This window comes from Xylanibacillus composti, assembly GCF_018403685.1.
Taxonomy (GTDB): Bacteria; Bacillota; Bacilli; order Paenibacillales; family K13; genus Xylanibacillus; species Xylanibacillus composti.
Genome location: NZ_BOVK01000006.1, coordinates 38,636 through 64,207 on the forward strand (window position 1 = coordinate 38,636; position 25,572 = coordinate 64,207).

The following is a 25,572-nucleotide window of genomic DNA, read 5'->3' on the forward strand; positions in this document are numbered from 1 at the left end:
GGAAGGCGGACTCATGAAATTTGTAGTCATTGATTTTGAAACAACCGGAAATTCAGCCGAAGACCAGATTATCCAGGTTGGCGCTGCCGTTGTAGAGGACGATACAATCTCACGCATGTACAGCTCGTTCGTGAAGCCAGATATTCCGATTCCGGCCTTTATCGAACGATTGACAGGCATTCATGACGATATGGTAAAGGACGCGCCCGAGTTGGAGGAAGTGATGAACGAGCTTCTTCCGCTGCTGGATGGCAGCGTCCTTGTCGCGCATCATGCAGCATTTGATGCCGGGTTTCTGCAGCGCGCCCTTGAGCAATGCGGATATGCGCCATTCGGAGGCCCTGTGCTCGATACGATGGATCTGCTGAGAATGCTGTACCCGGGACTCGGCAGCCTGCAGCTTTCCATGGTTGCCGCCGCTTTCGGGATTGAGCACGAACGGGCTCATCAGGCTGACAGCGATGCAGAAGTGACAGCGCGCATATTCCTTCAGATTCTAGACAAGCTGGAAAGCCTGCCCTTGCTGACGATTCAGCGTCTCTGCCACTTGTTTGACAGGCCGGAAGTGACGCAGGCAGCGGATTTGGCTTGGTTTCTGGGAGAGCTGCGGACACGGAAGGAACAGCAGATTCAAATGGAAGAAAAGGAATCCGACTATTTCCGGCAATTCGTACTTCGGGTATCCGAATGGACAGAGGAGAGACCGGCGCGCGACGAAGAAGACGAAGCCTTCGACCTGGAGCCGGAATTCGCCAAGTTTTATGAACAGTTCAAGGAAGAAGCCGTCAAGCGCTTTCCGCAGTTTGAGCCGCGGGAGGCTCAGGATCAGATGATTCATGAAGTGTACCAATGCCTTTCCGAGGACAAGCATCTGCTTATTGAAGCTGGCACCGGAACCGGCAAATCCCTGGGTTATCTGATTCCCGCGCTGCATTACAGCATCCTGCATGAACAAAAAGTAACCGTCAGCACGCACACCATCAACTTGCAGGAACAGCTTCGCCAGCGGGACATTCCGTTATTAAATGAGCTCTTTCCCGTGCCATTCCGGGCTGCCGTTCTAAAAGGCCGCAGCCATTACTTGTGTCTCCGCAAATTCGAGCATAAAATTAATCATAGGGACTTTGATGCAATCAAGGACGATCTGGTCGCAGCTTCACAGATGGTGATCTGGCTTGGAGAAACCGATCATGGGGATGAGGAGGAACTGCAGTTCGGCAACAAAGGCGCCGAGTTCTGGTCAGACGTTTCCAGCGACGCCGATTCCTGCCTCAACCGGGCATGTCCTTGGTTCCGGCGTTGTTTCTACCATAGGGCGAAGCATCAGGCGAATATTGCGGATGTGGTCATCACGAATCATTCCCTGTTATTCACGGATACACAGGCGGATTCGCGCCTTCTGCCTGCATATTCCCGGCTCATTGTAGACGAGGCCCATCATTTCGAGGAAACGGCGGCCAAGCATTTGGGCAGTCAAGCGAACTATTTCGGTCTGCTGAATACGCTCGGTTGGCTGTACAAGGATGGCCAGAACGGCAGGCTGCCTGCATTGGCGAGAATGCTGCGCAGCGAGGCAGCCAGCGCCCCTACGGAGGCTTATCCTGAACAATGGGCCGAGGAGACAGAAGCACTGTTCCCGATCGTTGCCGAGTCGAAGGAGCACTGGGACCAGCTTTGTGAAAGCATGTACAAGGCCTTTATTGAGAGCAATCGCCAGGCAGCCACGGATACCGGTCAGGTCGTTCGCTTGAGGGCGGATCAGCTTCCCGATGATTGGGAGACGCTGCAGCTCAATGGCGAACTGCTGCAGGAGCGTCTTGCTCTCCTGTTGAAGAAGGCGGAGAAGCTTGCGCAAACCATTCGCGAGGCTTGGGACGATACGGAGATACAAGCGCAGCTAACGGACATATCCGGTACACTTAAGGACTTGCAAAGGTTGAAAGACACGATTAAGAAATTCATGAAGCTCAATGATTCATCGACTGTATACTGGCTGGAAGCACAGGCTGCATATCGTTACAAGTCGCTGCAGCTGGTAGCCGTGCCCATCGATGTGAGCGAACAGCTGCGAAGCTTGTTTTTTCAAGCAAAAGACAGCATCATCCTTACTTCTGCGACATTGTCTGTGAAGCAGTCGTTCGAGTATATTATAGATCAGCTAGGTTTGGCAGACGATTATGCCAGCGGCCGACTGCAAACGACAGTGCTCCCGTCTCCATTTGACTATCGCAGCAAGGTATTGGTCTGTATTCCGAGGGATTTCCCGAAGCTGAAAGGCGGAGGGCAAGGGGAAGAGGCATTTCTGCGTCAGCTTGCGTCTACGATTGTAGAAACAGCGGTTGCCACTCGCGGCCGTATGCTAGTGTTGTTTACATCGTATCGGATGCTGAAGCAGGCGCACGAGCTGCTGAAGGAGCCATTGGAATGGAACGGGATCGAGCTGCTTGGCCAAGGTGTGGAGACGCATAATCGCAGCAAGCTCACGCGCTGGTTTAAGGAGAGCGAAGCCTGTGTGCTGCTCGGCACAAGCAGCTTTTGGGAAGGCGTGGACATTCCCGGCGATGCGCTGACATGTCTGGCCATGGTTCGCCTGCCATTCCAGCCGCCCAATCACCCGCTGGTCGAAGCCAAGTGCGAACGATTGAAGCTGCAGAAAAAAAATCCGTTCATGCATTACTCCGTTCCGCAAGCGGTAATCCGATTCAAGCAGGGCTTCGGACGATTAATTCGTACCGCGCAGGATCAGGGGATTGTCATTCTATTTGATACCAGAGTGCTGGATACGTTTTATGGCAAGCATTTTCTGTACTCGCTGCCAGGACCGAAGATTGAACATATGAAGACGGATATGCTTGTACCGCGTGTTCAACAATGGTTGGATAGGGAGGAGCAGGTCCCGGCCAATCTCGTTGACGAAAAGGGGGAGCAAGGATGAAAGGACCGAAAATATCAGAAGCGGTTGTCAGAAGACTGCCCATCTACTTGCGTTACTTGAATGAGCTTGCGCTGTCGGAAGTACAAACTGTCTCTTCACAAGCGCTGGGCCAGAAGCTTGATCTCAATCCAGCGCAAATCCGCAAGGATCTGGCCTATTTCGGTGAATTTGGCAAGAAGGGGATCGGCTATGATGTGGGGTATTTGATAGAGAAAATACGTCATATACTGAAGCTGGACCAAATGATCCATGTTGCTTTGGTTGGCGCAGGCAATTTGGGTCAGGCCTTAAGCAATTACAACAAGTATTTGCAGGACAACATGAAGATTGTTTGCATCTTTGACGCCTCGCCTGCCAAGATTGGCACGACGATCAACAATATCGAGGTGCAGCCGATCGGGGCGCTGCAGCAAGTTGTGCAAGAGATGGGAGTGCGAGTCGGGATCATAACCGTGCCTGCTTCAGAGGCGCAAAATGTTGCAAACCGTTTTGTGCAAGCTGGAGTCGAGGCAATCCTTAACTTTGCGCCCGCTATTCTGAAGGTGCCTTCCGAAGTACGGGTTCATTATGCGGATTTCACGACAGAGCTTCATAGTCTGGCATATTATCTGGATTAGCTGTCAGACTTAGAACCAGAGTCATGGTAGCAGGCTTGACGGCATACATATAAGGCTGTCCCAGTATCATTCAAAAATGATCCTTGGACAGCCTTATATCGTTCGTATACGTCCGCATCCATTATCCCGCTATACCGATAGCAACCAACAGCTTGTACGACAGAAAAGCGATTAAAGCAGTGCCCGGCAATGTAAAGATCCAAGCCGAGACGATTTTGCCGGCAATGCCCCACCGTACCGAGCTTAACCTTCCGGTCATCCCTACGCCGATAATGGCGCCGGTGATCGTATGTGTGGAGCTGACCGGGATGCCGATTTTGGATACGGTTGTCAGAATCATAGCTGCCGCAGTTTCTGCAGCAAAGCCGTGAATCGGCTCCAGCTTGCTAAGGCGCATTCCCAACGTCTTGATAACTTTCCAACCACCGATCGCCGTTCCGAACGCAATAGCCAGACCGCAAGATGTAATGACCCAGAAAGGAATCGGATCGTCCATGGTAATGCCGCCGACTCCTCCGGCGACCAGCGCCATCATGATGATGCCCATCGCTTTCTGGGCATCGGAGCTGCCGTGGCTGAAGGCCATCCACGAAACGGATACAAGCTGAAGGATGCCGAATGATTTCTTCACCTTGGATGGCTGGACGCCGCCTACAATGATAAGGAGCAGCTTCATAATCAAGTAAGCGAGCACCGCACCGATAATCGGAGAAACCAGCATGGCAATCAATACCTTTTGTACTCCGCTCATGATCAAGATGCCGAACCCGCCGTGTGCGACTGCGGCTCCTATAATACCGCCAATCAAGGAATGGGAGGCGCTGATCGGCATGCCAATCAACGTCATAAGAATATTCCAGGTGATTGAACCTGCCAGGAGAGCGACGACGACGTAAAGGGTAATATGCTGCGGATCCACGATGCCTTGGCTGATCATCTTCGCTACAGCGGTGAAGGCGAAGGCCCCCGCCAAGTTGAGCACTGCCGCCAATAGAACGGCAGGCAATGGCTTCAGTACCCGTGTGCCTACTACTGTTGCAATTGCATTGGCTGAATCGTTCCAGCCGTTCGTAAAGTCAAATACCAGCGCCATGATGATGACAATGATTACCAGTAAACTGAAACCTTCAAGCATAGCGAAGTACCACGCTTTCCAGGATGTCAGCTACGTCTTCGCAAGCATCGGTAGTTTCTTCCAGCCTTTCATAGATTTCTTTCAGCTTGAAGTCGTGGTAAGGGTCTTTTGGATTTTTGAAGATTTCACGGATGCCTTCACGCATCAAGCGATCGCCCTCATTTTCAAGGCTGTTGATATGTAAAGTATGCTCGTGTATTTGCATGTACTTTTTCTTGCTCAGCAGCTTGAACGCTTGCAGCATATGCTCGCACTGCGAGACGAGCACCTCGGAGAACTGCTTCATGTAATCATCGCTGAAGGAAACGCTCAAGTAGTCGAAGCGCGCTAGAGAAGCCTCCATGCCATCCATGACATCGTCCATCCGGACCGCCAGTTCCATAATATCTTCGCGATCCAATGGCGTAATAAACACCTGGTTAAGCCCCTTGAACAATTCATGGGTGTAGGAATCTCCGGCATCCTCCAGTTCCTTCATGGACTGCAGGTAAGCGGACGGCTCCTTTTCGCCCATCAAGGCTTGTCTCAACAAATGCGAGCCCTTAACGCAGTTTTCTGCGGACTTAATCATCAGGTTGAGGAAATTCACATCGTCCTTTTTCCGAAATACGAGCATTCGTATCCCTCCTCAAGTATCTTTACACATTCTTAAAATTTACCACAGCCCTCATTCGACATGCAATGCAAAATTTGTTACATTAAGAAAGGATCGGATTGGAAAGGAGTCATGATGCAAAAATGGCGAAATTGTTGATCAAAAATGGGACCTTTATTACGATGAATAGCGACGATTGTGTTCTCCAGGGATCGATGGCCGTGGAAGAGGATCGTATCACATATTTGGGAAGCGGCGTGCCGGATGGCGAGTTTGACACAGTGATTGACGGTACATATAGAGTCTACATGCCCGGTTTTGTAAATACACATGGCCATGCCGCAATGTCCTTGCTTCGGGGCTACGCAGATGATCTGGCTCTTCAAGTATGGCTGGAGGAAAAAATGTGGCCCAACGAGGCGAAATTTACAGCGGAGGACGTCAAGTGGGGGACGATGCTCTCTGCCGCAGAGATGCTGTTAAGCGGCACAACCGCCTTCGTCGACATGTATGACCATATGGACCAGGTGGCTGCGGTTGTGGAACAGTCCGGCATGCGCGGCTGCCTGACGAGGGGCATGATTGGTCTAGTGCCGCCAGACGTGCAGCGGGCGAAGCTCGATGAGGCAACTGCCTTCGTCAGTGCGTGGCACGGGAAAGCAGACGGGCGCATCACTACGATGATGTCTCCGCATGCTCCATACACTTGTCCTCCGGAATTTATAGCCAACATTGTGCAAGCTGCGCATGAGCTGGATCAGCCGATACACATTCACATGTCGGAAACGGCGAGAGAAGTGGCGCAAAATGTCGAACAGTACGGCGAGCGTCCGGTGCGTCACCTTGAGAAACTGGGTGTGTTCAGTCGGCCGTGTCTGGTTGCCCATGGCGTTCATTTAACCGATGAGGAAATCTCTATATTGGCCAAGTATGACGTGCGTGTCTCTCACAATCCGGGCAGCAACCTGAAGCTGGCCAGCGGAATTGCCCGCGTGCCAGAACTGCTGCAAGCAGGCGTCCTCGTATCGCTCGGCACCGATAGCTCGGCAAGCAACAACAATTTGGACCTGCTGGAAGAGGTGCGGCTTGCCGCCCTGCTTCATAAGGGAACAACGGGCGACCCTACGGCTGTACCTGCTATGGAAGCTTTGAGGATGGGGACCGTATATGGAGCAAGGTCAATCTGGCTGGATGATGTAGGGACCTTGGAGATCGGCCAAAAAGCAGATTTTATCTCGATAAACCCGGAGAGATTGCATTACTACCCGAATACAAATTTCGTTTCGCATCTCGTCTATGCAGCGAATTCCTCAGATGTGATGGACGTTTGGGTCAATGGCAAGCAGTTGGTGAAAGATCGGGAGCTATTGACGTTGGATGAGGAACAGATCAAGCACCAATTTACTGCTTGCTATGAACGTGTGATCGGCAAATGAATGAACGCTGGAAGGTATGGTCGGCCGTTATCGCAGCTGCAGCCGCGATACTCTTCGCAGTCGTCTGGTATTATAACTTGATTCAAAGGCCGCTCTGGGACGAACAGCAGGCGGCGAGAAAGCTGGCGCTAGAGCAGACCCCCATTACGGAAATCACTTCAATAGAAACCTTCTCCGGGGCGGAATCCTATCAGATCGTATTCGGTACAGACGAAGCGGGCACCGAGTGGATCGTATGGGCGGGCAAAGAGGAGCTTCATGCGGAAAAGGCCGATGATGGATGGGCGAGGAACCAGATTCGTCTGATGATGCAGGAGAACGAGCCGGAAGCCGAGCTCATTCGCATCGTTCCCGGCGTATGGAAGGATGAATATGTGTGGGAGGTTTATTACCTGAAGCGGGAAAGCAGAGGGAAGCGCCATTATTACGACTATTACCGCTTTTCGGACGGGGAGAAGCTCACGACACTTCGCCTAAGCCTCATCCCGGACTGAATGCCAAGGAGGACTAACGGTATATCCGTTGGTCTTTTTTCTTTTTGATAATGGAAGGCAGCATTTCACAACCCGGGAGAGACTTCGGATGCACTAGGGAACAATCAACTTCATGCAAGAGTGAAGCTTAGTAAAGAAACCCCGACGATGGGATTGCTTCCACACATTGCTTACTTATTCTGACGCACTCATATGATATACTTGGATATATAAAATTATATATATTTGAGTGATAGAGAGGGGGACGCTGACGAAATGAAATTGCGTCTTTTGCCTATTGTCATAAGTGTCGTACTTGCTAGCGGCGTTCTTTTTGGAGGCTGGTTTGCATACCACAGCGTCGCCTTGAAGAATCCGCTTCATGATCATATTGCAGGCATTGAAGGAATTCAGGCAGTGGAAGCCGTTGCTGTCGAGCGAGATGCCGTGCGTGTTACGCTTTCCTTGTCCAATGATGCAAGCTTGCGGGCGATCAGAGAACAAATAGTGGAAGGAAACCCTTCTATATTTCAGAACCGCGAGCTTATTCTCAATCTGGATATGACTTCTAGCGAAGATTTGGAGCAGTGGTGGTCGCAAGCGCTGTTCGATGTAGCTGAAGCTATGGCTACCCGTCAGTACGGCAGTATCCCGACGGTGCTGGAAGGACGGGCGCATGTTTGGCCGAACCCGACAGTTCATACCGAAATGGACGAACAATACGTTTATGTGCGGTTGCAGGCGGGCGAACATGCCAAGTACATCATGCTGCCCCGGGAGCCTGTCATGTTGGGAGTGTGGCCCAATGAGTAAATGGGGAAAAGAGATTGCGATTGGTGTCGTGCCGGTCGTTTTGGTTTTTTTGCTGTTTATCGGGTTGAATATAGTCCCTATTTTGCTTGCTGGCTTGTTTATTGGGGCCTTGGTGTTTATGGCGCGGGCAAGAGGAATGATAGGAGTCGGGTCGAAAAATCATGACAAGCCGAAGAAGCCTTCTTATATGACCTTTGATGAGATAGGCGGGCAGGATCGGGCGAAGCAGGAGTTGAGAGAAGCTCTTGATTTTCTGATTAAGCGCGAGGAGATGCAAAAACTGGGCATTCGCCCTTTGAAAGGCATTCTGCTTACAGGGCCTCCCGGAACAGGGAAGACTTTGCTGGCCAAGGCCGCAGCGCACTATACCGATTCGGCGTTCGTCTCTGCGTCAGGCAGTGAATTCGTGGAAATGTATGTCGGCGTTGGTGCCAGCCGTGTGCGGGAACTGTTCAAGGAAGCGCGCACGCGCGCTGCGAAGGAGAACAAGGATAGCGCAGTTATTTTTATTGACGAGATTGATGTCATTGGCGGCAAGCGGGACGGCGGCCAGCATCGGGAATACGATCAGACCTTGAATCAATTGCTTACGGAAATGGACGGCATGAACACAACGGATTCACCGCGTATCTTCTTGATGGCAGCCACTAACCGCAAGGAAATGCTGGACAGCGCTTTGCTGCGCCCGGGCAGATTTGACCGTCACATTGCGGTAGACCTCCCGGACAAAAAGGGACGTCTGCATATTCTCAAGCTTCATGCCAAGAACAAGCCGCTGGATGAAGGCATTGATTTGGAGAAAGTGGCAGAGGAGTCGTTCCAGTTTTCCGGCGCTCAGCTGGAAAGCGTCATGAATGAAGCAGCCATTTATGCGTTGCGCGACGAGGCTTCGGCCATCGGGCAGCGGCATCTTGATATGGCGATTGATAAGGTCATGATGGGCGAGAAAACGGATCGCGAAACGACGAAGGAAGAGCGGGAACGTGTCGCGATTCATGAATTGGGACACGCTATCTCTGCTGAGCTTGTACGCCCGGGCGCTGTTTCTCAGGTAGCTCTGAGTCCGCGCGGGCAAGCGCTTGGTTACGTCAGGCATCATCCGCAGAAGGAGCATTACTTGTATACGAAATCATTCCTGGAAGAGCAAATTATGATCGCTTTGGGCGGCGCAGCGGCGGAGGAGATTTTCTATGGCGGGCGAAGCACTGGCTCGCGCAATGACTTTGAGCAGGCGATTCGCATCGTGCAGACGATGATCGAATCCGGGCTTACAGAGCTCGGCATCGTGCATCCGGACATGTTGACGAAGGAGGACTGGATGCGCGAGAATAAACGGATTCTGGACGATTTGTTCAGCCGTACGCGCCGGATGCTGGAGGAGCGCCGCGACGTATTTGAGCATTCTTTGGCGATAGTAATTCGTGAGGAAACTTTATCTGGCGAGCAGTTCCGCAGCTTGATGGCAGATGCTGCGGCAACGAGACAACCCGTTTCAGCATCCTAAGCTGGAATAAGATGATCCCCTGCAGAACTATTCGGCAGGGGATTTTTGCGATTCCCGACAGACTGTACATGTTTCTAATGTCTGTGCACATCCTACCTGTAGAGTTAATATTGAAGCGGAGCTCTCACAACGAGCAAAAGTCTTGTCTAATTTCTGAAACATGGTTCAGTTCTCTCCAACTTGACGATTAGATCGACAATAATACGTGAAATTCGATACAAAATTAGGTATGATCGAAGTAAACCGAGACTTTCAGGATGAGTGGGTGACGAAACATGCAATTATTTAAGCGCATTGGGGTCATTGGAGCCGGCACGATGGGGCAGGGCATTGCCGAAATGCTGTCAGCGAAAGGGCTGGATGTCTTGCTTGTAGAGAGATCGCAGGAAAGGCTGGACTGGGCCTGGGAATCTATTCAGATAAGCTTGGACAAGCAAATTGAGAAATGGGCCATTACCGAGACCGAGAAGAAGCTGGTCCTGTCCAGAATTGATCGAATTGCGGATTGGAGCGAGCTGTCCTCTTGCGACATGGTGATCGAAACCATTACGGAAGATTTGGAAATGAAGAAGCAGGTTTTTGCCCAGCTGGATCAGGTTTGCCGGGAGGATGCCATTATTGCCAGCAACACCTCTACCTTGAGCTTGACTGAGCTGGCGAGTAAAACGGCAAGGCCGGAGCGAATTATCGGCATGCATTTTCTGCATCCGGTTGCCAAGATCAATCTCGTCGAAATCATACGCGGTCTACATACAACGGACAAAACGTTCCAGTTAACGAAGCAGTTCGTGGAGGAAGTCATTCAAAAACAAGGGATTCTTGTGTATGAATCGCCGGGCTTTGTCACCACCCGGTTGATATGCACATTGATCAACGAGGCTCTCCATACGTTGAGCGAAGGGGTGGCATCAGCCGAAGATATTGATGCGGCGATGCGAATCGGGTACGATTTTCACCATGGCCCGCTGGAAATGGCTGACCGCTTCGGTCTGGATGCCGTGCTGGCAGCCATGGAGCGCATGTTCCGTGAATTCGGGGAAATTAAATATCGGCCTTCTTTCTTGCTGAAAAAGATGGTTCGGGGCGGCAAGCTTGGCGTCAAGACGGGAGAAGGATTTTTCAGGTATGACAAGGATGGTGATCGGCTGTGAAGATACTGGTCATTAATGCGGGCAGTTCCTCATTGAAATATCAGTTTTACGATATGAAGGATGAGACAGTATTGGCCAAGGGCAGAGTCGAACGCATCGGATTTGAGACATCGATTCTCGTTCATGAGCCTTCGGGGAAGCCCGATGTTCGGCATGTGAGCGAGATATTGGACCATACAACAGCCGTGCGCCACTTGCTGGATCAACTGGTGCATCCGGATCACGGCGTCATTGCCTCCATCGCTGACATTGATGCCGTGGGGCACCGTGTCGTGCATGGCGGCGAGAGTTTTTCGGAATCGGTCATTGTGGATGATCAGGTGAAGCGAGAAATTCGGAATTTGTTCGATCTTGCGCCGCTTCATAATCCGGCCCATATGATGGGCATCAATGCGGTTGAATTGAATATGCCGGATGTTCCCCAAGTCGTAGTGTTCGACACGGCCTTTCACCAGAGCATGCCGCCGAAAACCTACCTTTACCCAATTCCGATGGTGCTGTACCGCAAGCATAAGATTAGACGATACGGGTTCCACGGCACATCGCATATGTATGTGAGCGATCGGGCAGCCGCCTTTCTGGGCAAGCCGCTGGATCAGCTGAAGATGATCACATGCCATATTGGCAATGGCGCAAGCTGTACGGCCATCCTGGAAGGCAAATCCTACGATACAAGCATGGGGATGACACCTTTGGAAGGCTTAATGATGGGGACGAGAAGCGGTGATCTTGATCCGGCCGTAGTGCCCTTAGCTATGGCAAAGCACGATCTGAACGTCAGCGAGGTCAATTCGATGCTCAACAAGCATAGCGGATTGCAGGCCGTTTCCGGTTTGAGCTCCGATATGCGGGAAATTATTGAGGCGATGCAAGCCGGTGACAAGCAGGCCGCGCTCGCTTTCGAAATGTATGAGTACCGGATTCGCAAATATATCGGCAGCTATGCAGCCGCCATGAACGGGGTAGATGCTGTCGTCTTTACAGCGGGAGTTGGCGAGAATGCGGCCCTGCTTCGCGAGCGCATTTGCGAACAGCTGTCTTATCTGGGCGTGGAACTGGATAGGGAACGGAACAACGAGCAATCATCTTCGGATCGGCGTATAACTACGGAGCAATCGCGGGTGCAGGTATTGGTCATTCCGACGAATGAAGAGCTTGTTATTGCAAGAGATACGTATCGACTGGTCAACAACAGAGGAGACGAAAGAGGAGAATAAATGCGTATGGGAGCAGCATTTCATGAAGGTGTAGCACTTGCATATGGCGACGGAGTTGTGAATGTGCCTTACTCGCTTTTGCGCTATTATCACAAGCTCGGATTGGGAGAGACTGAGATGATGCTGCTTTTGCAGCTCCTTGCCTTCAAGGAGAAGGAGCTGAATGCATTCCCGACTCCGGACGAGCTGAGCGAACGAATGGGCTTGCCGCTCGATGCCATTGCCGGTACGCTGGGCCGACTTGTCAAGCAAGGGTGGCTGTTTATTGAGGAGAAGATTGATCCGGCCAGCGGAGTCCAATCGGAATGCTATTCTCTGACGCCGTTGTATAGGAGATTGGCTGAAACGCTTCTTGCGGAACAGGAACAGCATGCAGCTGTCGACATGGACTTGCCGGCGCCGGAAACATTCGGTCAACGTCAAAGTGCAGCAAGCATATCGATGGAAGCGACGGACGCAGCTTCTGCTTCTGCCGCGGTTGCGGAGAAGGACGTTTATTTTATATTCGAGAAAGAATTTGCACGGCCGCTCACACCGATGGAGGGAGAGACAATTGCTGGTTGGCTTGATGCGGATGGTTACCCCAGAGAGCTGGTGCTGCTTGCCTTGAAGGAGGCTGTTTTCGCCGGCAAGCTCAATTTTCGCTACATTGATCGGATCTTGCTGGAGTGGCAGCGGAACCGAATTCGTACGGCGGAGCAAGCGAAGGAATTTACAAAGCAGTTTCGCTCCGGACGCTAGGGCTGCTTACGCTCGCCCGCCATGCTGCAGCTGGTTCATTGTTAGAAATTGCTGCAGATCAAACAACTGCCAGCATGACGGGAGCGCACCTTCGCTGCAGGCGGAAAGCTTATGGCTGTCATCCAGCTCATAAGCTTGGAATGAGAAGTTTTCCGCTCCTGCACCGCGTCCTGCAAATCCGTCAGCCGTTCTTAGTATCGAGAACTGCTTCAAGGGCATGGACAATCCAGTCCCCAGCGCTTTAATGTAACTTTCTTTCATCGTCCACAATCGGTAAAAATACGCTGGCTGCTGTTCTGCCGCGTGTCCTCTTAAATCCGAAAGTTCCCGGTCGGTCAGGACACTTTCGGCAACTTGCCAGAGCATGTCGCCTATTTGCTCAACATCAATGCCGATTCGGCTTCCGTCCTTGGTGGTGAACAGCACCACCCAATCGCCGGAATGAGATAGATTGAAGCGATAGGAATTGCTGCCGGAAATTTCCGGTTTCCCGTATTCCCCCAATTGAAAACGAATAGATGAAAGGGAGAGATTCAAGTCCGCTGCCGCAACCAGGCGGATCATCGCTTCCCCCATCAAGGAACGGCACGTATCGATCTCCCGCAAGAAACGGCCGGAACGCTCCAGCCGCTCCTTCGTGACAAGGGTGCATAATTGTTCGTATCTTCTCCCCTCCAGCATCTCTGACACGCGCCAGGCATAAATGTTCATGCCAATGCCCCTTTCCTTGTCAGGGTGAAGCTAAGCCTGAAGTGCTAAACGACGATACTCGTATTCGAATAAAAATTCAAATGCTTCCAGATGACGTTTGGCTTCGAAGGGAGTTTCTCCCCAAGCATATATACCGTGGTTGCGAAGCAATATGCCGGGTACTGCCCGATTCAATGCCCCTTCTACGAGTGCTGCGATTTTGGGAATATCCGCATAGTTGGGCAAAATCGGGATATGGATCTCCGCATCTTCCTCCCAAATGTTGAACGCCTTGATCAACTCTACCCCTTTGATGGCCACGCTGCCTTGATCGCCGAACCGTTCGGAAATCAAGTTGTTGTAGACAGTATGGACGTGATACACCGCACCGCAGCCCGTTAAGCGGTAAATCTCACAGTGAATGAGCGTTTCCGCAGACGGTCTTAGCGAGGTGGTTTCCACGGGCTTCCCCTGCTCGTTGACAAGCAAGAAATCTTCAGGCGTGTTGACTGATTTGTCTTTTCCGCTGGCCGTGATGGCGAAGTGAAAGGAGGGCGCCGCAGCGCTCGCCGGTTCATCGCCGAGTCGAATGGACATATTGCCGCTTGTAGCGGGGAACCAGCCTTTGGAGGCCAACACCGCCTTGTCCGCGGCCAACTGGGCAAACACTCGCTGCCGGTCTTCTGCTGTATATGATGTGGTCATTTAACTTTCCTCCGTTTTCCTGATGCTCGCACCCTCCTGGAGCAGGCGCGTATGAAGTTGCTGGAGCGATTGCGCTACGGAATGAAAGTCCTCGAAGGCTTCGTAAGGGATTCCGTTAGTCTTGCATTGCTCCAAGAGATGGGAACGGGCGAAAACATAGTCTGCTGCTTTGGCTGCCTCGAAATCAGTAATGCTGTCCCCGATCACAATCCGATAGTAATGCTGCGGGGCGAATTGCCTCATAATGCGAGGCTTGCACGTGCCGCAATCATTGCTGCAATGTTCGTCGCAAGCATGCGGCCATTCAATGCGAATGTACTCGCTGTCGAAATGGCCTTCATTGCAATATACATGTTCAGGCGCTATCGGAAATTGTGCCAGAAGCGGCCGGATAAAGAAATCAATGCCGCCGCTGACAACATAGAACGGGATGTTCAGCTTTCGACACGCGTCAAGCAGCTCGCGAAAGCCGGGGCGAATCTCGGCATTGTCGACCGAATAGCGAATGATCTCCTCCTTGCGGGAGGCAGGCAGAGAAGCGAACAGGGCGGTAACCCCATCGCGAATGCTCCGCCGCTTGCTAATGATATCATCGACCGTGTCCGCCCAGCCGGGCGGATCGAAATGGCGCATGATCGCAACAATATTGTCCTTTATCGTAATCGTTCCGTCAAAATCGCAAAAGACGATAGGCTGTTTATTCTGGCTGCGCAGGGTCATCTTATTGCTTGGCCCCCCACAATCGAATGGCCTCAGCCAATTCAGGCTGGCTTGCGGCTGCTTGTGTCAAGTCCTCGCCCCGAAGCACGGCATCGATTGCCTGCCGGAACGCTCGTCCGCCAGCAGCAGCGCCGCCGGGATGGCCGTGCACGCCGCCGCCGGCATTTACAATCACTTCAGTTCCGAAATCGCGGAGGATCCAAGGCACAAGTCCCGGATGAATGCCCGCTGACGGAACCGGGAAGCACCGCTTCAAATGCTCGTCCGGCTGAAGCAAAGCCTCCTTAATCGCCATGTTTTCCTCCTTCGGCATGACGACAGAGCCGTATGGCGAAGGAAATAAGACAAGGTCCGCGCCTGCCAGCCGCATCAGCTTGCCCAACAAGAGAGGGGCAGCGATTCCGTAATGCGGGGAAGGGTAAAGCGCGCCGGCCACAGCCGGATGTGCGGCGATAGGGACAGAAATATCCGGATCCTGTGCCAGTTCATGCAGGACATCGAAGCCGTATGCCAGCACATTGAACAAGAGAGCATTTGCTCCTGCTTCGATTGCTTTCGCCGCTTGCTGCTTCAATTGGCTCGTCGGGCCGGTCAAATTCACGGCGTAGAGCAGTTTTTGCCCGGTCTTCTGCTCCGCTTCCGCCGCTGCTTCCATACAGGCGCGCACCCGTTTCTCCAGCGGGGTGAGCGGATTCTCGAACAGAATCTCATCGTCCTTGATCAGATCAACCCCGCCCAGAGCCTGTTGATAAAACTGCTCGCGCAGCTCAGGCAGGTTGTGGCCGATTACGGACTTGAAGATACTCATAAGCAGCGGTCTGTCCGGAATGCCAAGCAGCTTGCGGACGCCGTCCAATCCAAATTTTGGCCCGTTGAAACCTTCCCGGAATCGGTCAGATACTTCGAGATCCAGCAATTTAATGCGGCCGTCCATGGACAATTTGCCAAACGCGGTCACGAGCAGTGCCGGAATATCCCGGCTGAAGTTAAGGTCCGGGTAAGCGATGCGGATATCTGCGTATCGCTCCTTGCCCGGTTGATCGTGCACTTCAACCGAGACGACTTGCCCGAGGTGCTTTTCCATCTCCGCTTTTTGCGCCTGCGGCAAATCTGTCCAGCTGCCAACAGTAAGGCCGACGGCGATACCCTGCGCCTTTTTTTCGAAATCGGCTTTTTCGTCATGCAGCCGATAAGTCGCCACACAGTAGTTTTCCTTCCAATTGCGGTTCATGCTGATCCTCCTTTTGCGGATTCCATGGCTGCGCCCATTTCCCTGGATCGCGCGGCAGCGCTGTCCATTGCTTGTTTCACCATTTCCTTGAATCCCAGTTTGCGAAATTGCTCCAGGGCGGCAAAGGTGGTACCGCCCGGCGATGTGACCTTTTCTCGCAGGACGGCGGGTTCTTCGCCAGTTCGTTCGACCATCTGGGCCGCCCCCAAAAACGTCTGGACAGTGAGTTCCTTTGCGGTCGCTTCCTCCATGCCCGAGGAAACGGCTGCCTCCATCATGGCCTCCATCATCAAGTAAATATAGGCGGGGCCGCTTCCCGACAAGGCGGTAACCAGATGCAGCTGGTCTTCCTCTACAATCTTGACGATGCCGATCGCGTTAAATACCGCCAAAGACTGGGCTTTCTGACTAGCTGTGACGGAAGGTGAAAGGCTGATGCCCGTGGCACCGAGTCCAATGGTGCTTGAAGTATTCGGCATCGTCCGGATGACGGGAAGCTCCATGCCGGCAAACCGCTGAAGCGAGGCAATCGATACGCCTGCAAGCACGCTGACAAGCAGCTGTTCCTGATGCATGCAGTGGCGTATGCTGGCAAGCGCAGCTTCCGCATCTTTCGGCTTAACGGCCAACAGCAGCAGAGAAGCTTCCTTTACCGCTTGTTCCCGATGCTCGGCGTCGAAAGCAGCATTGACACCGTATTGGCTCTGGAGCTGCTCCAGGCGCACGCGATTTTGCCTGTTGGTCACCGTAATTTGCCCCGGCTCCACGATTTGGCGTTCCAGCATGCCGCGAAGTATGGCCTCTGCCATGGAGCCTGAGCCGATAAAGCAGATGTTTCCTTGAACTGAATCACCCAATATAGTTTCTCTCCTTTAAGGAACCTGTTATTGCCTGATTTGACCCGAACCTTCAATCAGATATTTGCTGGATGTCAGCGCTGGCAGCCCCATTGGTCCGCGAGCATGCAGCTTTTGCGTGCTAATGCCGATTTCCGCGCCATAGCCGAACTCAAAACCGTCGGTAAACCGGGTAGAGGCGTTATGATATACTGCGGCGGCGTCAACTTCAGCAAGGAAGCGACGGGCGTGCAGCTCATTTTCTGTCACAATGCACTCGGAGTGCATCGTGCCGTATCGGCGGATATGCATGAGCGCCTCATCCAAACTGCTCACAATCTTCACGTTCAGGACATAATCGTTGTATTCCGTAGACCAGTCTTGTTCTGCCGCTTCCTTCATACCGGGCACTAGCGTACACGCGCGCTTGTCGCCGCGCAGTTCTACATTCGCTTCCTTCATCCGCTGAGCAATGTCGGGCAAATGCGCTGCAGCAAAGCTTTCATGAACGAGGAGCGTTTCCATTGCGTTGCAGACAGAGGGGCGCTGCACCTTGGCATTGAACGCAATGTCCGATGCCATGGCAGGTTCTGCTTCTGCATCCAGATAAGTGTGGCAAATGCCGGCTCCGGTTTCGATGACCGGCACTGTTGCGTTTTGTACGACATTCTGAATCAAGGAGGCGCCGCCCCGCGGAATGATCGTATCGATGATGCCGTTCAGCTTGAGCATTTCATCTACGGAAGAACGGCTGGCATCTTCCACGATCTGCAGTGCGTCCTTCGGAATTGCCGAGGCATCGAGCGCGTCATGCAAAATGTCAATAATTTTGCGATTGCTGGACAGAGCCGCCGAGCCTCCGCGAAGCACAACCGCATTGCCCGTCTTCAAGCAAAGACCGGCGGCGTCGACGGTCACATTCGGCCGAGCTTCGTAGATGATGCCGATTAGTCCGATAGGCACACGCAGATGGCGAATGCGCAAGCCGTTCGGGCGCGTCATAGTTTGAAGTGTTTCGCCTACGGGGTCCGGAAGCTCCACGATTTGTCTCAGGCCCTCCGCCATCGCTTCGATTCGGCTTTCATTCAGCGCCAGACGATCCAATAATGAAACGCTTAGTCCGGTTTGACGTCCGCGCTCCAAATCCTCCGCATTGGCTTCTATGATCTCTGCCTGACGGGTTATCAGGTGGTCGGCCATTTGAAGCAGCGCTTGGTTTTTCTGCTCTGTGCTTAGTACGCCGAGCGCAAACGATGCTTCTTTGGCCATTTTTGCTTTTGCTATGACTTCACTCATGGTCATTACTCCTTTCTATTGTGGGAACATGGCATGGAGGCTACGGCTGAAGTCCGATCCATTCATCGCGGTGAATGACTTCAATACGGTGAACATCGACCCGCCGCTTGACCTCATCGGAATTGAAACCGGCTGCGGCCCGCAGCTGCCAGGCTTCATAATTGACAACCCCCCGGCCAATAATTGCGCCAGTGGGGTCGGCGACCTCCACCACGTCGCCCGGGTGGAAATCCCCGTTCACCTCGGTCACTCCGGCAGGGAGCAGGCTTCGTCCCTGGTGGAGCATGGCTGTCGCGGCACCCTGATCGATATGGATGCAGCCTTCCGGGATGGAATGGAAGCCGACCCATTGCTTCTTGATCGGCAGCGAGTGCAGCGCCGTGTCAAAGTAAGTTCCTTTGCCATGGCCGGCACATGCGGCTGCCAGATCGCCGGGATGAGCAGCCTTGCCGACAAATACGGGAATGCCGCCTCGCGTTGCAATGCGCGCCGCCTCGATCTTGGAACGCATGCCGCCAGTGCCGACAGAGGTGCCTGCGCCGCCTGCAATATCGAAGATCGAGTCATTGATCTGATCGACGCGTTCGATGCGTCGTGCTGCCGTGTCCAAGCGCGGATCGGCCGTGTACAAGCCATCTGTATCTGTGAGAATCAACAGCTTGCAGGCTTTGACCAAGTTCGCGGCCAGCGCGCTCAATTTGTCATTGTCGCCGAACTTCAGCTTGATTTCATCTACCGATACGGTGTCATTCTCATTCACGACCGGTATAACACCGCGCTTCAACAGCTCCTCAATGGTCATCAGCGCGTTGTTGACACGCTGGCGTTCAGAGAAGTCAGCCCGGGTTAGCAATATTTGCGCCGCAACGATGCCGTGCCGTGCAAAGCTCTCCTGATAAGCACGCATCAGCAACGCCTGGCCCACTGCCGCAGAGGCTTGCTTTTCATACAGGGCGCGGGGCCGCTCATCGAATCCGATGGCCTTGAATCCGGCAGCGACTGCTCCAGAGGTAACGAGCAGCATCTGATAGCCGCTCTTCTGCAGCGAGGCTATTTCTGTCGCATAATATTCGAGGCGCTCCAGGTTTAATCCGCCTTCTGAATTGGTCAAGGAGCTGCTGCCAATCTTGACGACAATGCGTTGTTGTTCTGCTTCCACCTTGCTCACTTCCACTTCTCGTATTAATGGCGCTTTCGTATGATAAATAAAAAAAGCCTTCTCCTGTCATAAGGACGAAAGCTTGCTCCGCGGTACCACCTTATTTGCCGACATGTTCGCTGCCTCCTTGGCAGGAAGCGGCACTTCTGTCGGCCAACTTGGTTCCCGGGATAACAGCCGGGGCTGTCCAGCTCTTCGCTGACTGTTCAGGGGTGGGTTCGAATTGCGCTGGTCCGGCAAGCTCTTGCAGCCAAGGAGCTCGCTCTCTGTTCGGGTTTCGCCATTCTACTGGTCCCGTCACTACATTTTTCTCATTCATTTTGTTTCAGAATAGCATGCCGAGGCGCGGATGTAAAGTCAGTTGAATGGTACCTCCATTCATGGAAAAGAGATCAAAAGTCCTTGTTTTGTGGCCAAGGTTACAGAAATTTATACGAACAAAAGGCATAATAAACACAAAGGCCTAATTCTTAAGACTCATAACGGTTGGATAACTACAGCGAGGTGCATGGAAAAATGGAAGATCATCCAGGTCGCCTAAAGATCGTCAATCAGTTTCGCCTTTTGCTGGAAACGGTACGTGACGACAAGGACGGCATGGTCGAAACGATGGACTTTCTATATGAGGTGATGAGAGAAAAACAAGGTGTGCTGCCCATTACAGAAATGATTACGGTGTTGAAGCATGTGAAACCGGTCCTGTTTCAACATTTGCGCAGGGCGGTCGCATTAACAAGCCGCTTAAACCTTGTTCTTCAACTCGATATGAATGTGGAGGAAGCGTACAGGCGACTGGACTGGAACAACGAAGAAATTCCGAGCGGGAGTGGGACATGTCCATTAGAGTCGAAGGAGTGAGCAAATAATCGCCGCCCTCCGTCTCTAACGGACACAGGAAATACGCAGCACCACTTAGAACAGGTTCAGTCTTCCGATGCGTTGCGCCGCTTCGCGCAGTCGTTCCTCAGAGGCAAGCAAGCCCATCCTGACATACCCTTCTCCGTGCGGGCCGAAGCCGATGCCCGGTGCGACTACAACATGGGCCTGCTCCAACAGGAGATCGGCGAAGCCTGCCGAATCCATTCCCTGCGGCACTGGAAGCCAGCAAAAGAACGATCCCGAGGGCTTTTTCGCCTGCCAGCCAATCCGCTCCAGCTCGCTATAGAGCGCGTTGCGTCGCTGCTTGTAAATATGGACGAGATCCCCCACACAATCCTGCGGCCCTGTCAGGGCAAGCGCTGCCGCTTCTTGGATGCCGCCGAACAAACTGCAGTAATAATGATCCTGGATCAAATTGATCAGGCGAATGAGCTCTGCATTGCCGACGGCAAAACCTACCCGCCAGCCTGCCATGTTATAAGTTTTGGACAGCGTGTAGATCTCGATGCCTACATTCTTGGCGCCGGGAGTTTGCAGAAAGCTCCGCGGCTTCTCTTCGTCAAAGCCGATAGCGCCGTACGCGAAGTCACTGACGACGGCGATACGATGCCGTTCTGCGAATCGAACCGTTTCTTCGTAAAACTTAGCGTCCGCAGTAGATCCAGTCGGATTGTTCGGATAATTGATATACATAAGCTTCGCGCGAGCCGTCTCATCGGCAGGCAGCGATTCGTAATCCGGCAGGAAGTCATGGTCGCCAGCGAGCGGCATCATGACCATGCGGGCGCCTGCAAGCGCTATGCCGGACCAATAGTCGGGATAACCCGGGTCAGGAACAAGGCACACATCGCCGGGATTGAGCAGGCATTGGCTAATTTCTACCAAGCCCACCTTGCCGCCGAACAGGATGGCGACCTCGGTCTCGGGATCGAGCTCTACACCGTAATCGGCTTTGTAACGAGCCGCGGCAGCCTCTTTCAAGAAGGGATAGCCGCTGAAGGGCGGATACTTGTGATATTGCGGCTTGGCTGCTGCCTCCTGCAAGGCTGCCACGATATGGGGCGGCGTGGGCTGATCCGGATTCCCTTGACCGAGGTTGATGAGATCGTGGCCTTGTGCCTGCATGCGACCGACCTTCCCGACGAGCGAGGCGAAAAATTGGGTCGGCAGCGCCTTCATGCGGTCAGCCGGCGCGAACCGTGTATGGGAAGCAGATGAAAGCATGTGAAGAATCCTCCATTTCCAGCAATCTTTTTTGATCATCCTGAAGCCAGATACTTCAAACCAAATTAAAAATAATGTAACATGATTCTTAATGGATGTAAAAATCAAATCAAGATGCAACACTGGGTCGACTGAGGAGGAGAGTCTACGATATGAGCGAGCAGCTTCGCATTGCATTAGTGCAGATGGATATAGCCATCGGCGAGCCGGATGTGAATGCCGACAAGGCTATTCAATTGATGGAGGAGGCGGTCCGATCGGCTGACAAGCCGGACGTTATCGTGCTGCCGGAAATGTGGAATACCGGCTACGCGCTGGAACGGATTCACGAGCTGGGCGATGAAGGAGGGACGCGGACGCGGAACATCATTTCCGCTTTTTGCCGCAAGCATGCGGTGAATGTGGTGGCAGGGTCCGTAGCCGAATTAAAGGATGGGCAAGCCTTTAATACCAGTTATGTGTTTAACCGGGAAGGGCAGGTTCTCGTGGACTATTCCAAGATCCACTTGTTCCGGTTGATGGATGAGGAGAAGCATCTGGCAGAAGGGACCAAGCCGGGGAGGTTTGCTATCGAGGGGCAAGATGCCGGCGTTATGATATGCTATGATATTCGATTCCCCGAATTGGCGCGAAAGCTCGCGCTGGACGGCGTCAAGCTGTTGTTCGTCCCCGCAGAATGGCCGAATCCTCGCCTGCATCATTGGCGCACGCTGCTGCAAGCAAGAGCTATTGAAAACCAGATGTACATCGTTGCCTGCAACCGTGTCGGCACAAGCGGGGATACCGACTTCTTCGGCCATTCCATGATCGTGGATCCGTGGGGAGAAATCGTGGTGGAAGGCGGCGAGGAGGAAGCGATTCTGCAAGCGGATATTGACCTCAATCTGGTGAATGAGGTTCGCGGCCGAATTCCGGTGTTTGAGGACCGCCGCCCATCGTTATACGGCTGATGGGCGCGAACCTGTGATGCGCATGCGAACAAGTAGGCGTCTGAGGCGAGTAGGGTGGATGATGGTTTGGATGGGGATCGCGGCTGCGATAGGTTTTTCCTGGATGCAATGGGGCAATGATCGCTTTGATGTGGGCGGCAAAGCACACGCCGCGGAGTTGGTGTTCGAAGAAGCGGATGCCGGCTTTCGCTACGGCCTGCCCATGGATCCGGCACGCATTGCCAGATACTATAAGAAGCTGTCCAATGACCTGGGCGAGTTCTTCATTTATATGTACAAATACAAGGAAGGCTTCTATGCAGGAGCGGACATTGGGGGACAGCTGTTTGAACTGGCCGAGGTCGGTTACGGCACCAATCCCGAGCTGATCGAGCTGGATGAATCGATGCTGTTCGGCGTCCCTTCCATCCGTGTCAGAGGATATTGCGGCATGGCTTGCCCGACCGTAGATTATATTACAGTGAAGGACGGCTACCCTTACGTATGGCTGCATGTGGATGCTGCTGTCCAGGAATACGATCTCGATCAAGACGGGGTGAAAGATTTAATTACAACGGTTGGCACGCCGTTGGAGACGCATATTTATATGATGAAGGACGGCGTATTATTGAGGGCCTCAGTCAATGAAGCCCTTCATTCCAAATCTGTGTCGTTCTTTCAGGATGGCCGGTTTATCGCCTATGAGCCGAATTCTGCACTCACCCGCTCATACAGATTTCAGGACGGTGTGCTCGTATCCAAATAGCCGACTCCAATCTTTTCATTCTGCAGCACCTCCCGCATGGAGGCAATAAACGCCTCAGAAGCCTTGGACAAGTACCGTCCTTTGCGATAGGCAATGCCTAATGTTCGAGTGGGCCGATCTTCCAGCGTCAAGTAGACGGGAACGAACGGATTCCACTTCGTTCTTGCGACCATCTGCGGGACGAAGGCTATGCCCATGCCGGCTGCTACGAGCGATTGTACGGTTTCTATATTGCTGCTTTCAAAGACGACCTTCGGCACGAAGCCGGCAGTTGCGCACAGGTCTAACGCAATTTGTCTGAAACCTTGGCCTTTCTTCAAGACAATAAAGGGCTCGTCCTTCAACGATGCAATGGAAGCTTTCGATTCCCGGGGCATTGCGGCAAGCGGATGCTCCGGGCTGACAGCCAGACAAATCTCCTCCTCTATCAGCGGCACAAATTGCAAAGCAGAGTCCTGAATTGGCAGCGAAAGCAGGCTGATATCTGTTTTGCCCTGATGCGTGAGCACTTCCAGATTGGCGGACGAGTCCTCAGTCAATACGATGTCGATCTCGGGAAAGCGCTGACGGAAAACCGGCAGAACGAGGGGGAGCACATGAGAGCCGGTTATCGGCAAGCTGCCGACTACGAGCTTTCCTTTTTTCATCTGAGAGATGTCTTCCATCTCTTGCTTGAGTTGATCTGCCATGTCCAGTATTTTTTGCGCCCGGTCAATAAAAATTTCTCCCGCATGCGTGAGCTCGACCGAGTTCGTGCTTCGGCGAAACAGCAAGGTGCCGATTTCCGCTTCCAGCTTGGACAACTGCTGGCTTAGCGAAGGCTGGGCGATGTGCAGCGATTCGGCGGCGCGGGAGAAGTTTTTTTCCGCGGCGATTTGTACAGCATAGCGCAATTGACGAAACTCCATTGAACTTACTCGCTCCTTATATCTTATTCCTATTAAGCTTATAGATATTATATCTTGGATCAATGAAGAAGGAAATGCTACGATAGATACAGATAAGTTGAAACGATCATAATGAAAACGAAAAACGAAGAGGTGACCTGCCATGGCTGGCAAAAAAACGTTGTACGAGAAAATTTGGGAGCAGCACGTCATTCATGAAGAATCCGGCAAGCCGAGTGTAATCTACATCGATTTGCATTTGGTTCACGAAGTGACAAGCCCGCAAGCGTTCGAAGGGCTTCGTTTGGCGGGACGCAAGGTGCGTCGTCCGGATCTTACCTTTGCTACAATGGATCACAATGTTCCGACGCAAGACCGCTTCAACATTACAGACCCGATCTCCAAGCAGCAAATTGAGACATTGGAACAGAACTGCCGCGACTTCGGTGTAAAATGCTTCGATTTGAACAGTGTGGATCAGGGGGTCGTACACGTAATGGGTCCTGAGCTGGGGTTGACGCATCCTGGCAAAACGATCGTATGCGGGGACAGCCACACTTCCACTCATGGCGCTTTCGGTGCGCTGGCGTTCGGGATCGGAACAAGCGAAGTGGAGCATGTACTGGCAACGCAGTGCTTGCAGCAAGGCAAGTCCAAGACGATGGAAGTTAGAATCAATGGAAAGCTGAAGCCTGGACTGACCGCGAAGGATATTATTCTCGGCGTTATTGCGAAGTATGGCACCGATTTTGCAACGGGATATGTGATCGAGTATACGGGTGAAGCGATCCGCAACCTGTCCATGGAAGAGCGCATGACCGTCTGCAACATGTCGATTGAAGCAGGCGCTCGCGCCGGCTTGATCGCCCCGGACGAAACAACGTTCGCTTATCTGAAAGGCCGTGAATACTGCCCGCAAGGAGAAGCATGGGACAAAGCGGTTGCCCGCTGGAAGGAGCTTCGCACAGATGAAGGCGCTGAATACGACACGGTTGTGGAGTTCGACGCAGACAGCCTTGTGCCGCAGGTAACTTGGGGAACAAGTCCGGGCATGGGTACGGATATTACATCCGTTGTGCCGACCCCGTCTGATTTTCCGACCGAGAACCAGCGCAAAGCTGCTGAAAAAGCGCTGGAATACATGGGCCTTGCGCCGGGAACGAAAATGTCCGAGATTAAGATCGACCGCGTATTCATCGGCTCCTGCACGAACGGTCGAATTGAAGACCTTCGCGCCGCAGCGGCGGTAGCCAGAGGCTACAAAGTCGCGGAAGGCGTCCAGGCGATGGTCGTACCTGGTTCGGGACGCGTCAAGATCCAGGCAGAGAAGGAAGGGCTTGACAAGATCTTTATCGAAGCCGGGTTTGAATGGCGCGACGCAGGATGCTCCATGTGCTTGGCCATGAATCCGGACTTCCTGTTGCCGGGAGAGCGCTGCGCCTCTACGTCCAACCGCAACTTTGAAGGACGCCAGGGACGTGATGGACGGACTCATCTCGTATCTCCTGCAATGGCGGCCGCAGCTGCCATTAAAGGTCATTTCACTGATGTGCGCGATTGGGAATTCAAGCAAGATGCTATGACTGTTTAATTAGCCGCCGTCCTGACGGTTGGATAGCATGCATGATCGCAC

Annotated in this window: 25 protein-coding genes; 13 read left to right on the top strand and 12 right to left on the bottom strand. The window is 52.9% G+C overall.

Annotated elements, in window-relative coordinates; all coding sequences use genetic code 11:
- The first annotated feature begins 13 nt into the window (after window positions 1-13).
- Both dinG and XYCOK13_RS02050 read left to right on the top strand, forming a co-directional pair.
- Window positions 14-2,935 carry an ATP-dependent DNA helicase DinG gene (dinG, locus tag XYCOK13_RS02045; protein WP_213410190.1) on the top strand — a complete coding sequence of 974 codons (2,922 nt, stop codon included), beginning with the start codon at window positions 14-16 and terminating at the stop codon, window positions 2,933-2,935.
- The gene (locus XYCOK13_RS02050) at window positions 2,932-3,552 is read left to right on the top strand and encodes a redox-sensing transcriptional repressor Rex (protein WP_213410192.1); all 621 of its coding nucleotides are present in this window, start codon (window positions 2,932-2,934) and stop codon (window positions 3,550-3,552) included. Before dinG ends, XYCOK13_RS02050 begins: the two co-directional genes overlap by 4 nt.
- Window positions 3,553-3,673: 121 nt before the next feature.
- Here XYCOK13_RS02050 and XYCOK13_RS02055 read toward each other — a convergent pair whose 3' ends face one another.
- Both XYCOK13_RS02055 and XYCOK13_RS02060 read right to left on the bottom strand, forming a co-directional pair.
- Window positions 3,674-4,687, bottom strand: coding sequence for an inorganic phosphate transporter (locus tag XYCOK13_RS02055; RefSeq protein ID WP_213410194.1), 1,014 nt, complete (start codon window positions 4,685-4,687; stop codon window positions 3,674-3,676).
- On the bottom strand, window positions 4,680-5,303 hold the full coding sequence (locus XYCOK13_RS02060; protein ID WP_213410196.1) for a DUF47 domain-containing protein: 624 nt from the start codon (window positions 5,301-5,303) through the stop codon (window positions 4,680-4,682). The genes XYCOK13_RS02055 and XYCOK13_RS02060 overlap by 8 nt, the downstream gene beginning before the upstream one ends.
- A 122-nt stretch (window positions 5,304-5,425) precedes the next feature.
- Here XYCOK13_RS02060 and XYCOK13_RS02065 point away from each other — a divergent pair, with 122 nt between their 5' ends.
- The 7 genes from XYCOK13_RS02065 (at window position 5,426) to XYCOK13_RS02095 (ending at window position 12,617) form a co-directional block, all read left to right on the top strand.
- Window positions 5,426-6,718 carry an amidohydrolase gene (locus tag XYCOK13_RS02065; protein WP_213410198.1) on the top strand — a complete coding sequence of 431 codons (1,293 nt, stop codon included), beginning with the start codon at window positions 5,426-5,428 and terminating at the stop codon, window positions 6,716-6,718.
- The gene (locus XYCOK13_RS02070) at window positions 6,715-7,212 is read left to right on the top strand and encodes a cell wall elongation regulator TseB-like domain-containing protein (RefSeq protein WP_213410200.1); all 498 of its coding nucleotides are present in this window, start codon (window positions 6,715-6,717) and stop codon (window positions 7,210-7,212) included. The genes XYCOK13_RS02065 and XYCOK13_RS02070 overlap by 4 nt, the downstream gene beginning before the upstream one ends.
- 255 nt (window positions 7,213-7,467) lie before the next feature.
- On the top strand, window positions 7,468-8,004 hold the full coding sequence (locus XYCOK13_RS02075) for a hypothetical protein (protein ID WP_213410203.1): 537 nt from the start codon (window positions 7,468-7,470) through the stop codon (window positions 8,002-8,004).
- Window positions 7,997-9,508 carry an AAA family ATPase gene (locus XYCOK13_RS02080; protein WP_213410205.1) on the top strand — a complete coding sequence of 504 codons (1,512 nt, stop codon included), beginning with the start codon at window positions 7,997-7,999 and terminating at the stop codon, window positions 9,506-9,508. The genes XYCOK13_RS02075 and XYCOK13_RS02080 overlap by 8 nt, the downstream gene beginning before the upstream one ends.
- Window positions 9,509-9,783: 275 nt before the next feature.
- Complete coding sequence (locus XYCOK13_RS02085; RefSeq protein WP_213410207.1) at window positions 9,784-10,659, top strand: 3-hydroxyacyl-CoA dehydrogenase family protein; 876 nt, start codon at window positions 9,784-9,786, stop codon at window positions 10,657-10,659.
- The gene (locus XYCOK13_RS02090; protein ID WP_213410209.1) at window positions 10,656-11,876 is read left to right on the top strand and encodes an acetate kinase; all 1,221 of its coding nucleotides are present in this window, start codon (window positions 10,656-10,658) and stop codon (window positions 11,874-11,876) included. The genes XYCOK13_RS02085 and XYCOK13_RS02090 overlap by 4 nt, the downstream gene beginning before the upstream one ends.
- 6 nt (window positions 11,877-11,882) lie before the next feature.
- Window positions 11,883-12,617 carry a DnaD domain protein gene (locus tag XYCOK13_RS02095; protein ID WP_244864938.1) on the top strand — a complete coding sequence of 245 codons (735 nt, stop codon included), beginning with the start codon at window positions 11,883-11,885 and terminating at the stop codon, window positions 12,615-12,617.
- A gap of 6 nt (window positions 12,618-12,623) precedes the next feature.
- On the opposite strand, the gene XYCOK13_RS02100 is transcribed toward XYCOK13_RS02095, so the two are convergent.
- The 8 genes from XYCOK13_RS02100 to XYCOK13_RS02135 all read right to left on the bottom strand — a co-directional run bounded on the left by XYCOK13_RS02100 (window position 12,624) and on the right by XYCOK13_RS02135 (window position 19,555).
- A complete protein-coding gene (locus XYCOK13_RS02100; RefSeq protein WP_213410214.1) occupies window positions 12,624-13,328 on the bottom strand; it encodes a 4'-phosphopantetheinyl transferase family protein in 705 nt (234 codons plus the stop codon).
- Window positions 13,329-13,358: 30 nt separating this feature from the next.
- Window positions 13,359-14,012, bottom strand: coding sequence for a methylthioribulose 1-phosphate dehydratase (mtnB, locus tag XYCOK13_RS02105; protein WP_213410216.1), 654 nt, complete (start codon window positions 14,010-14,012; stop codon window positions 13,359-13,361).
- Window positions 14,013-14,732 carry a 2-hydroxy-3-keto-5-methylthiopentenyl-1-phosphate phosphatase gene (locus tag XYCOK13_RS02110; RefSeq protein WP_213410219.1) on the bottom strand — a complete coding sequence of 240 codons (720 nt, stop codon included), beginning with the start codon at window positions 14,730-14,732 and terminating at the stop codon, window positions 14,013-14,015.
- A 1-nt stretch (window position 14,733) separates the two neighbouring features.
- Window positions 14,734-15,963: a 2,3-diketo-5-methylthiopentyl-1-phosphate enolase gene (locus XYCOK13_RS02115; protein ID WP_213410221.1), complete on the bottom strand. Its 1,230-nt coding sequence runs from the start codon at window positions 15,961-15,963 to the stop codon at window positions 14,734-14,736.
- The gene (gene proC, locus XYCOK13_RS02120) at window positions 15,960-16,820 is read right to left on the bottom strand and encodes a pyrroline-5-carboxylate reductase (RefSeq protein ID WP_213410223.1); all 861 of its coding nucleotides are present in this window, start codon (window positions 16,818-16,820) and stop codon (window positions 15,960-15,962) included. Before proC ends, XYCOK13_RS02115 begins: the two co-directional genes overlap by 4 nt.
- Window positions 16,821-16,847: 27 nt before the next feature.
- Window positions 16,848-18,095 carry a glutamate-5-semialdehyde dehydrogenase gene (locus XYCOK13_RS02125; protein WP_213410225.1) on the bottom strand — a complete coding sequence of 416 codons (1,248 nt, stop codon included), beginning with the start codon at window positions 18,093-18,095 and terminating at the stop codon, window positions 16,848-16,850.
- Window positions 18,096-18,135: 40 nt separating this feature from the next.
- The gene (proB, locus tag XYCOK13_RS02130; RefSeq protein ID WP_244864939.1) at window positions 18,136-19,263 is read right to left on the bottom strand and encodes a glutamate 5-kinase; all 1,128 of its coding nucleotides are present in this window, start codon (window positions 19,261-19,263) and stop codon (window positions 18,136-18,138) included.
- 91 nt (window positions 19,264-19,354) lie between these two features.
- The gene (locus tag XYCOK13_RS02135; RefSeq protein ID WP_213410227.1) at window positions 19,355-19,555 is read right to left on the bottom strand and encodes a hypothetical protein; all 201 of its coding nucleotides are present in this window, start codon (window positions 19,553-19,555) and stop codon (window positions 19,355-19,357) included.
- A gap of 215 nt (window positions 19,556-19,770) precedes the next feature.
- Between XYCOK13_RS02135 and XYCOK13_RS02140 the strand changes: the two genes are divergently transcribed.
- The gene (locus XYCOK13_RS02140; protein ID WP_213410229.1) at window positions 19,771-20,112 is read left to right on the top strand and encodes a hypothetical protein; all 342 of its coding nucleotides are present in this window, start codon (window positions 19,771-19,773) and stop codon (window positions 20,110-20,112) included.
- Window positions 20,113-20,166: 54 nt separating this feature from the next.
- On the opposite strand, the gene XYCOK13_RS02145 is transcribed toward XYCOK13_RS02140, so the two are convergent.
- Window positions 20,167-21,357: a pyridoxal phosphate-dependent aminotransferase gene (locus tag XYCOK13_RS02145; RefSeq protein ID WP_213410231.1), complete on the bottom strand. Its 1,191-nt coding sequence runs from the start codon at window positions 21,355-21,357 to the stop codon at window positions 20,167-20,169.
- A gap of 152 nt (window positions 21,358-21,509) precedes the next feature.
- On the opposite strand from XYCOK13_RS02145, the gene XYCOK13_RS02150 reads away from it, so the two are divergent.
- Both XYCOK13_RS02150 and XYCOK13_RS02155 read left to right on the top strand, forming a co-directional pair.
- Window positions 21,510-22,307: a carbon-nitrogen family hydrolase gene (locus tag XYCOK13_RS02150; RefSeq protein WP_213410234.1), complete on the top strand. Its 798-nt coding sequence runs from the start codon at window positions 21,510-21,512 to the stop codon at window positions 22,305-22,307.
- Window positions 22,308-22,365: 58 nt separating this feature from the next.
- Window positions 22,366-23,052, top strand: a complete 687-nt coding sequence (locus XYCOK13_RS02155; protein WP_213410236.1) for a hypothetical protein — start codon at window positions 22,366-22,368, stop codon at window positions 23,050-23,052.
- Here XYCOK13_RS02155 and XYCOK13_RS02160 read toward each other — a convergent pair.
- Window positions 23,025-23,960: a LysR family transcriptional regulator gene (locus XYCOK13_RS02160; protein WP_213410238.1), complete on the bottom strand. Its 936-nt coding sequence runs from the start codon at window positions 23,958-23,960 to the stop codon at window positions 23,025-23,027. The genes XYCOK13_RS02155 and XYCOK13_RS02160 overlap by 28 nt on opposite strands.
- Window positions 23,961-24,102: 142 nt before the next feature.
- Here XYCOK13_RS02160 and leuC point away from each other — a divergent pair, with 142 nt between their 5' ends.
- A complete protein-coding gene (gene leuC / locus XYCOK13_RS02165; protein ID WP_213410239.1) occupies window positions 24,103-25,530 on the top strand; it encodes a 3-isopropylmalate dehydratase large subunit in 1,428 nt (475 codons plus the stop codon).
- Window positions 25,531-25,572: the final 42 nt, after the last annotated feature.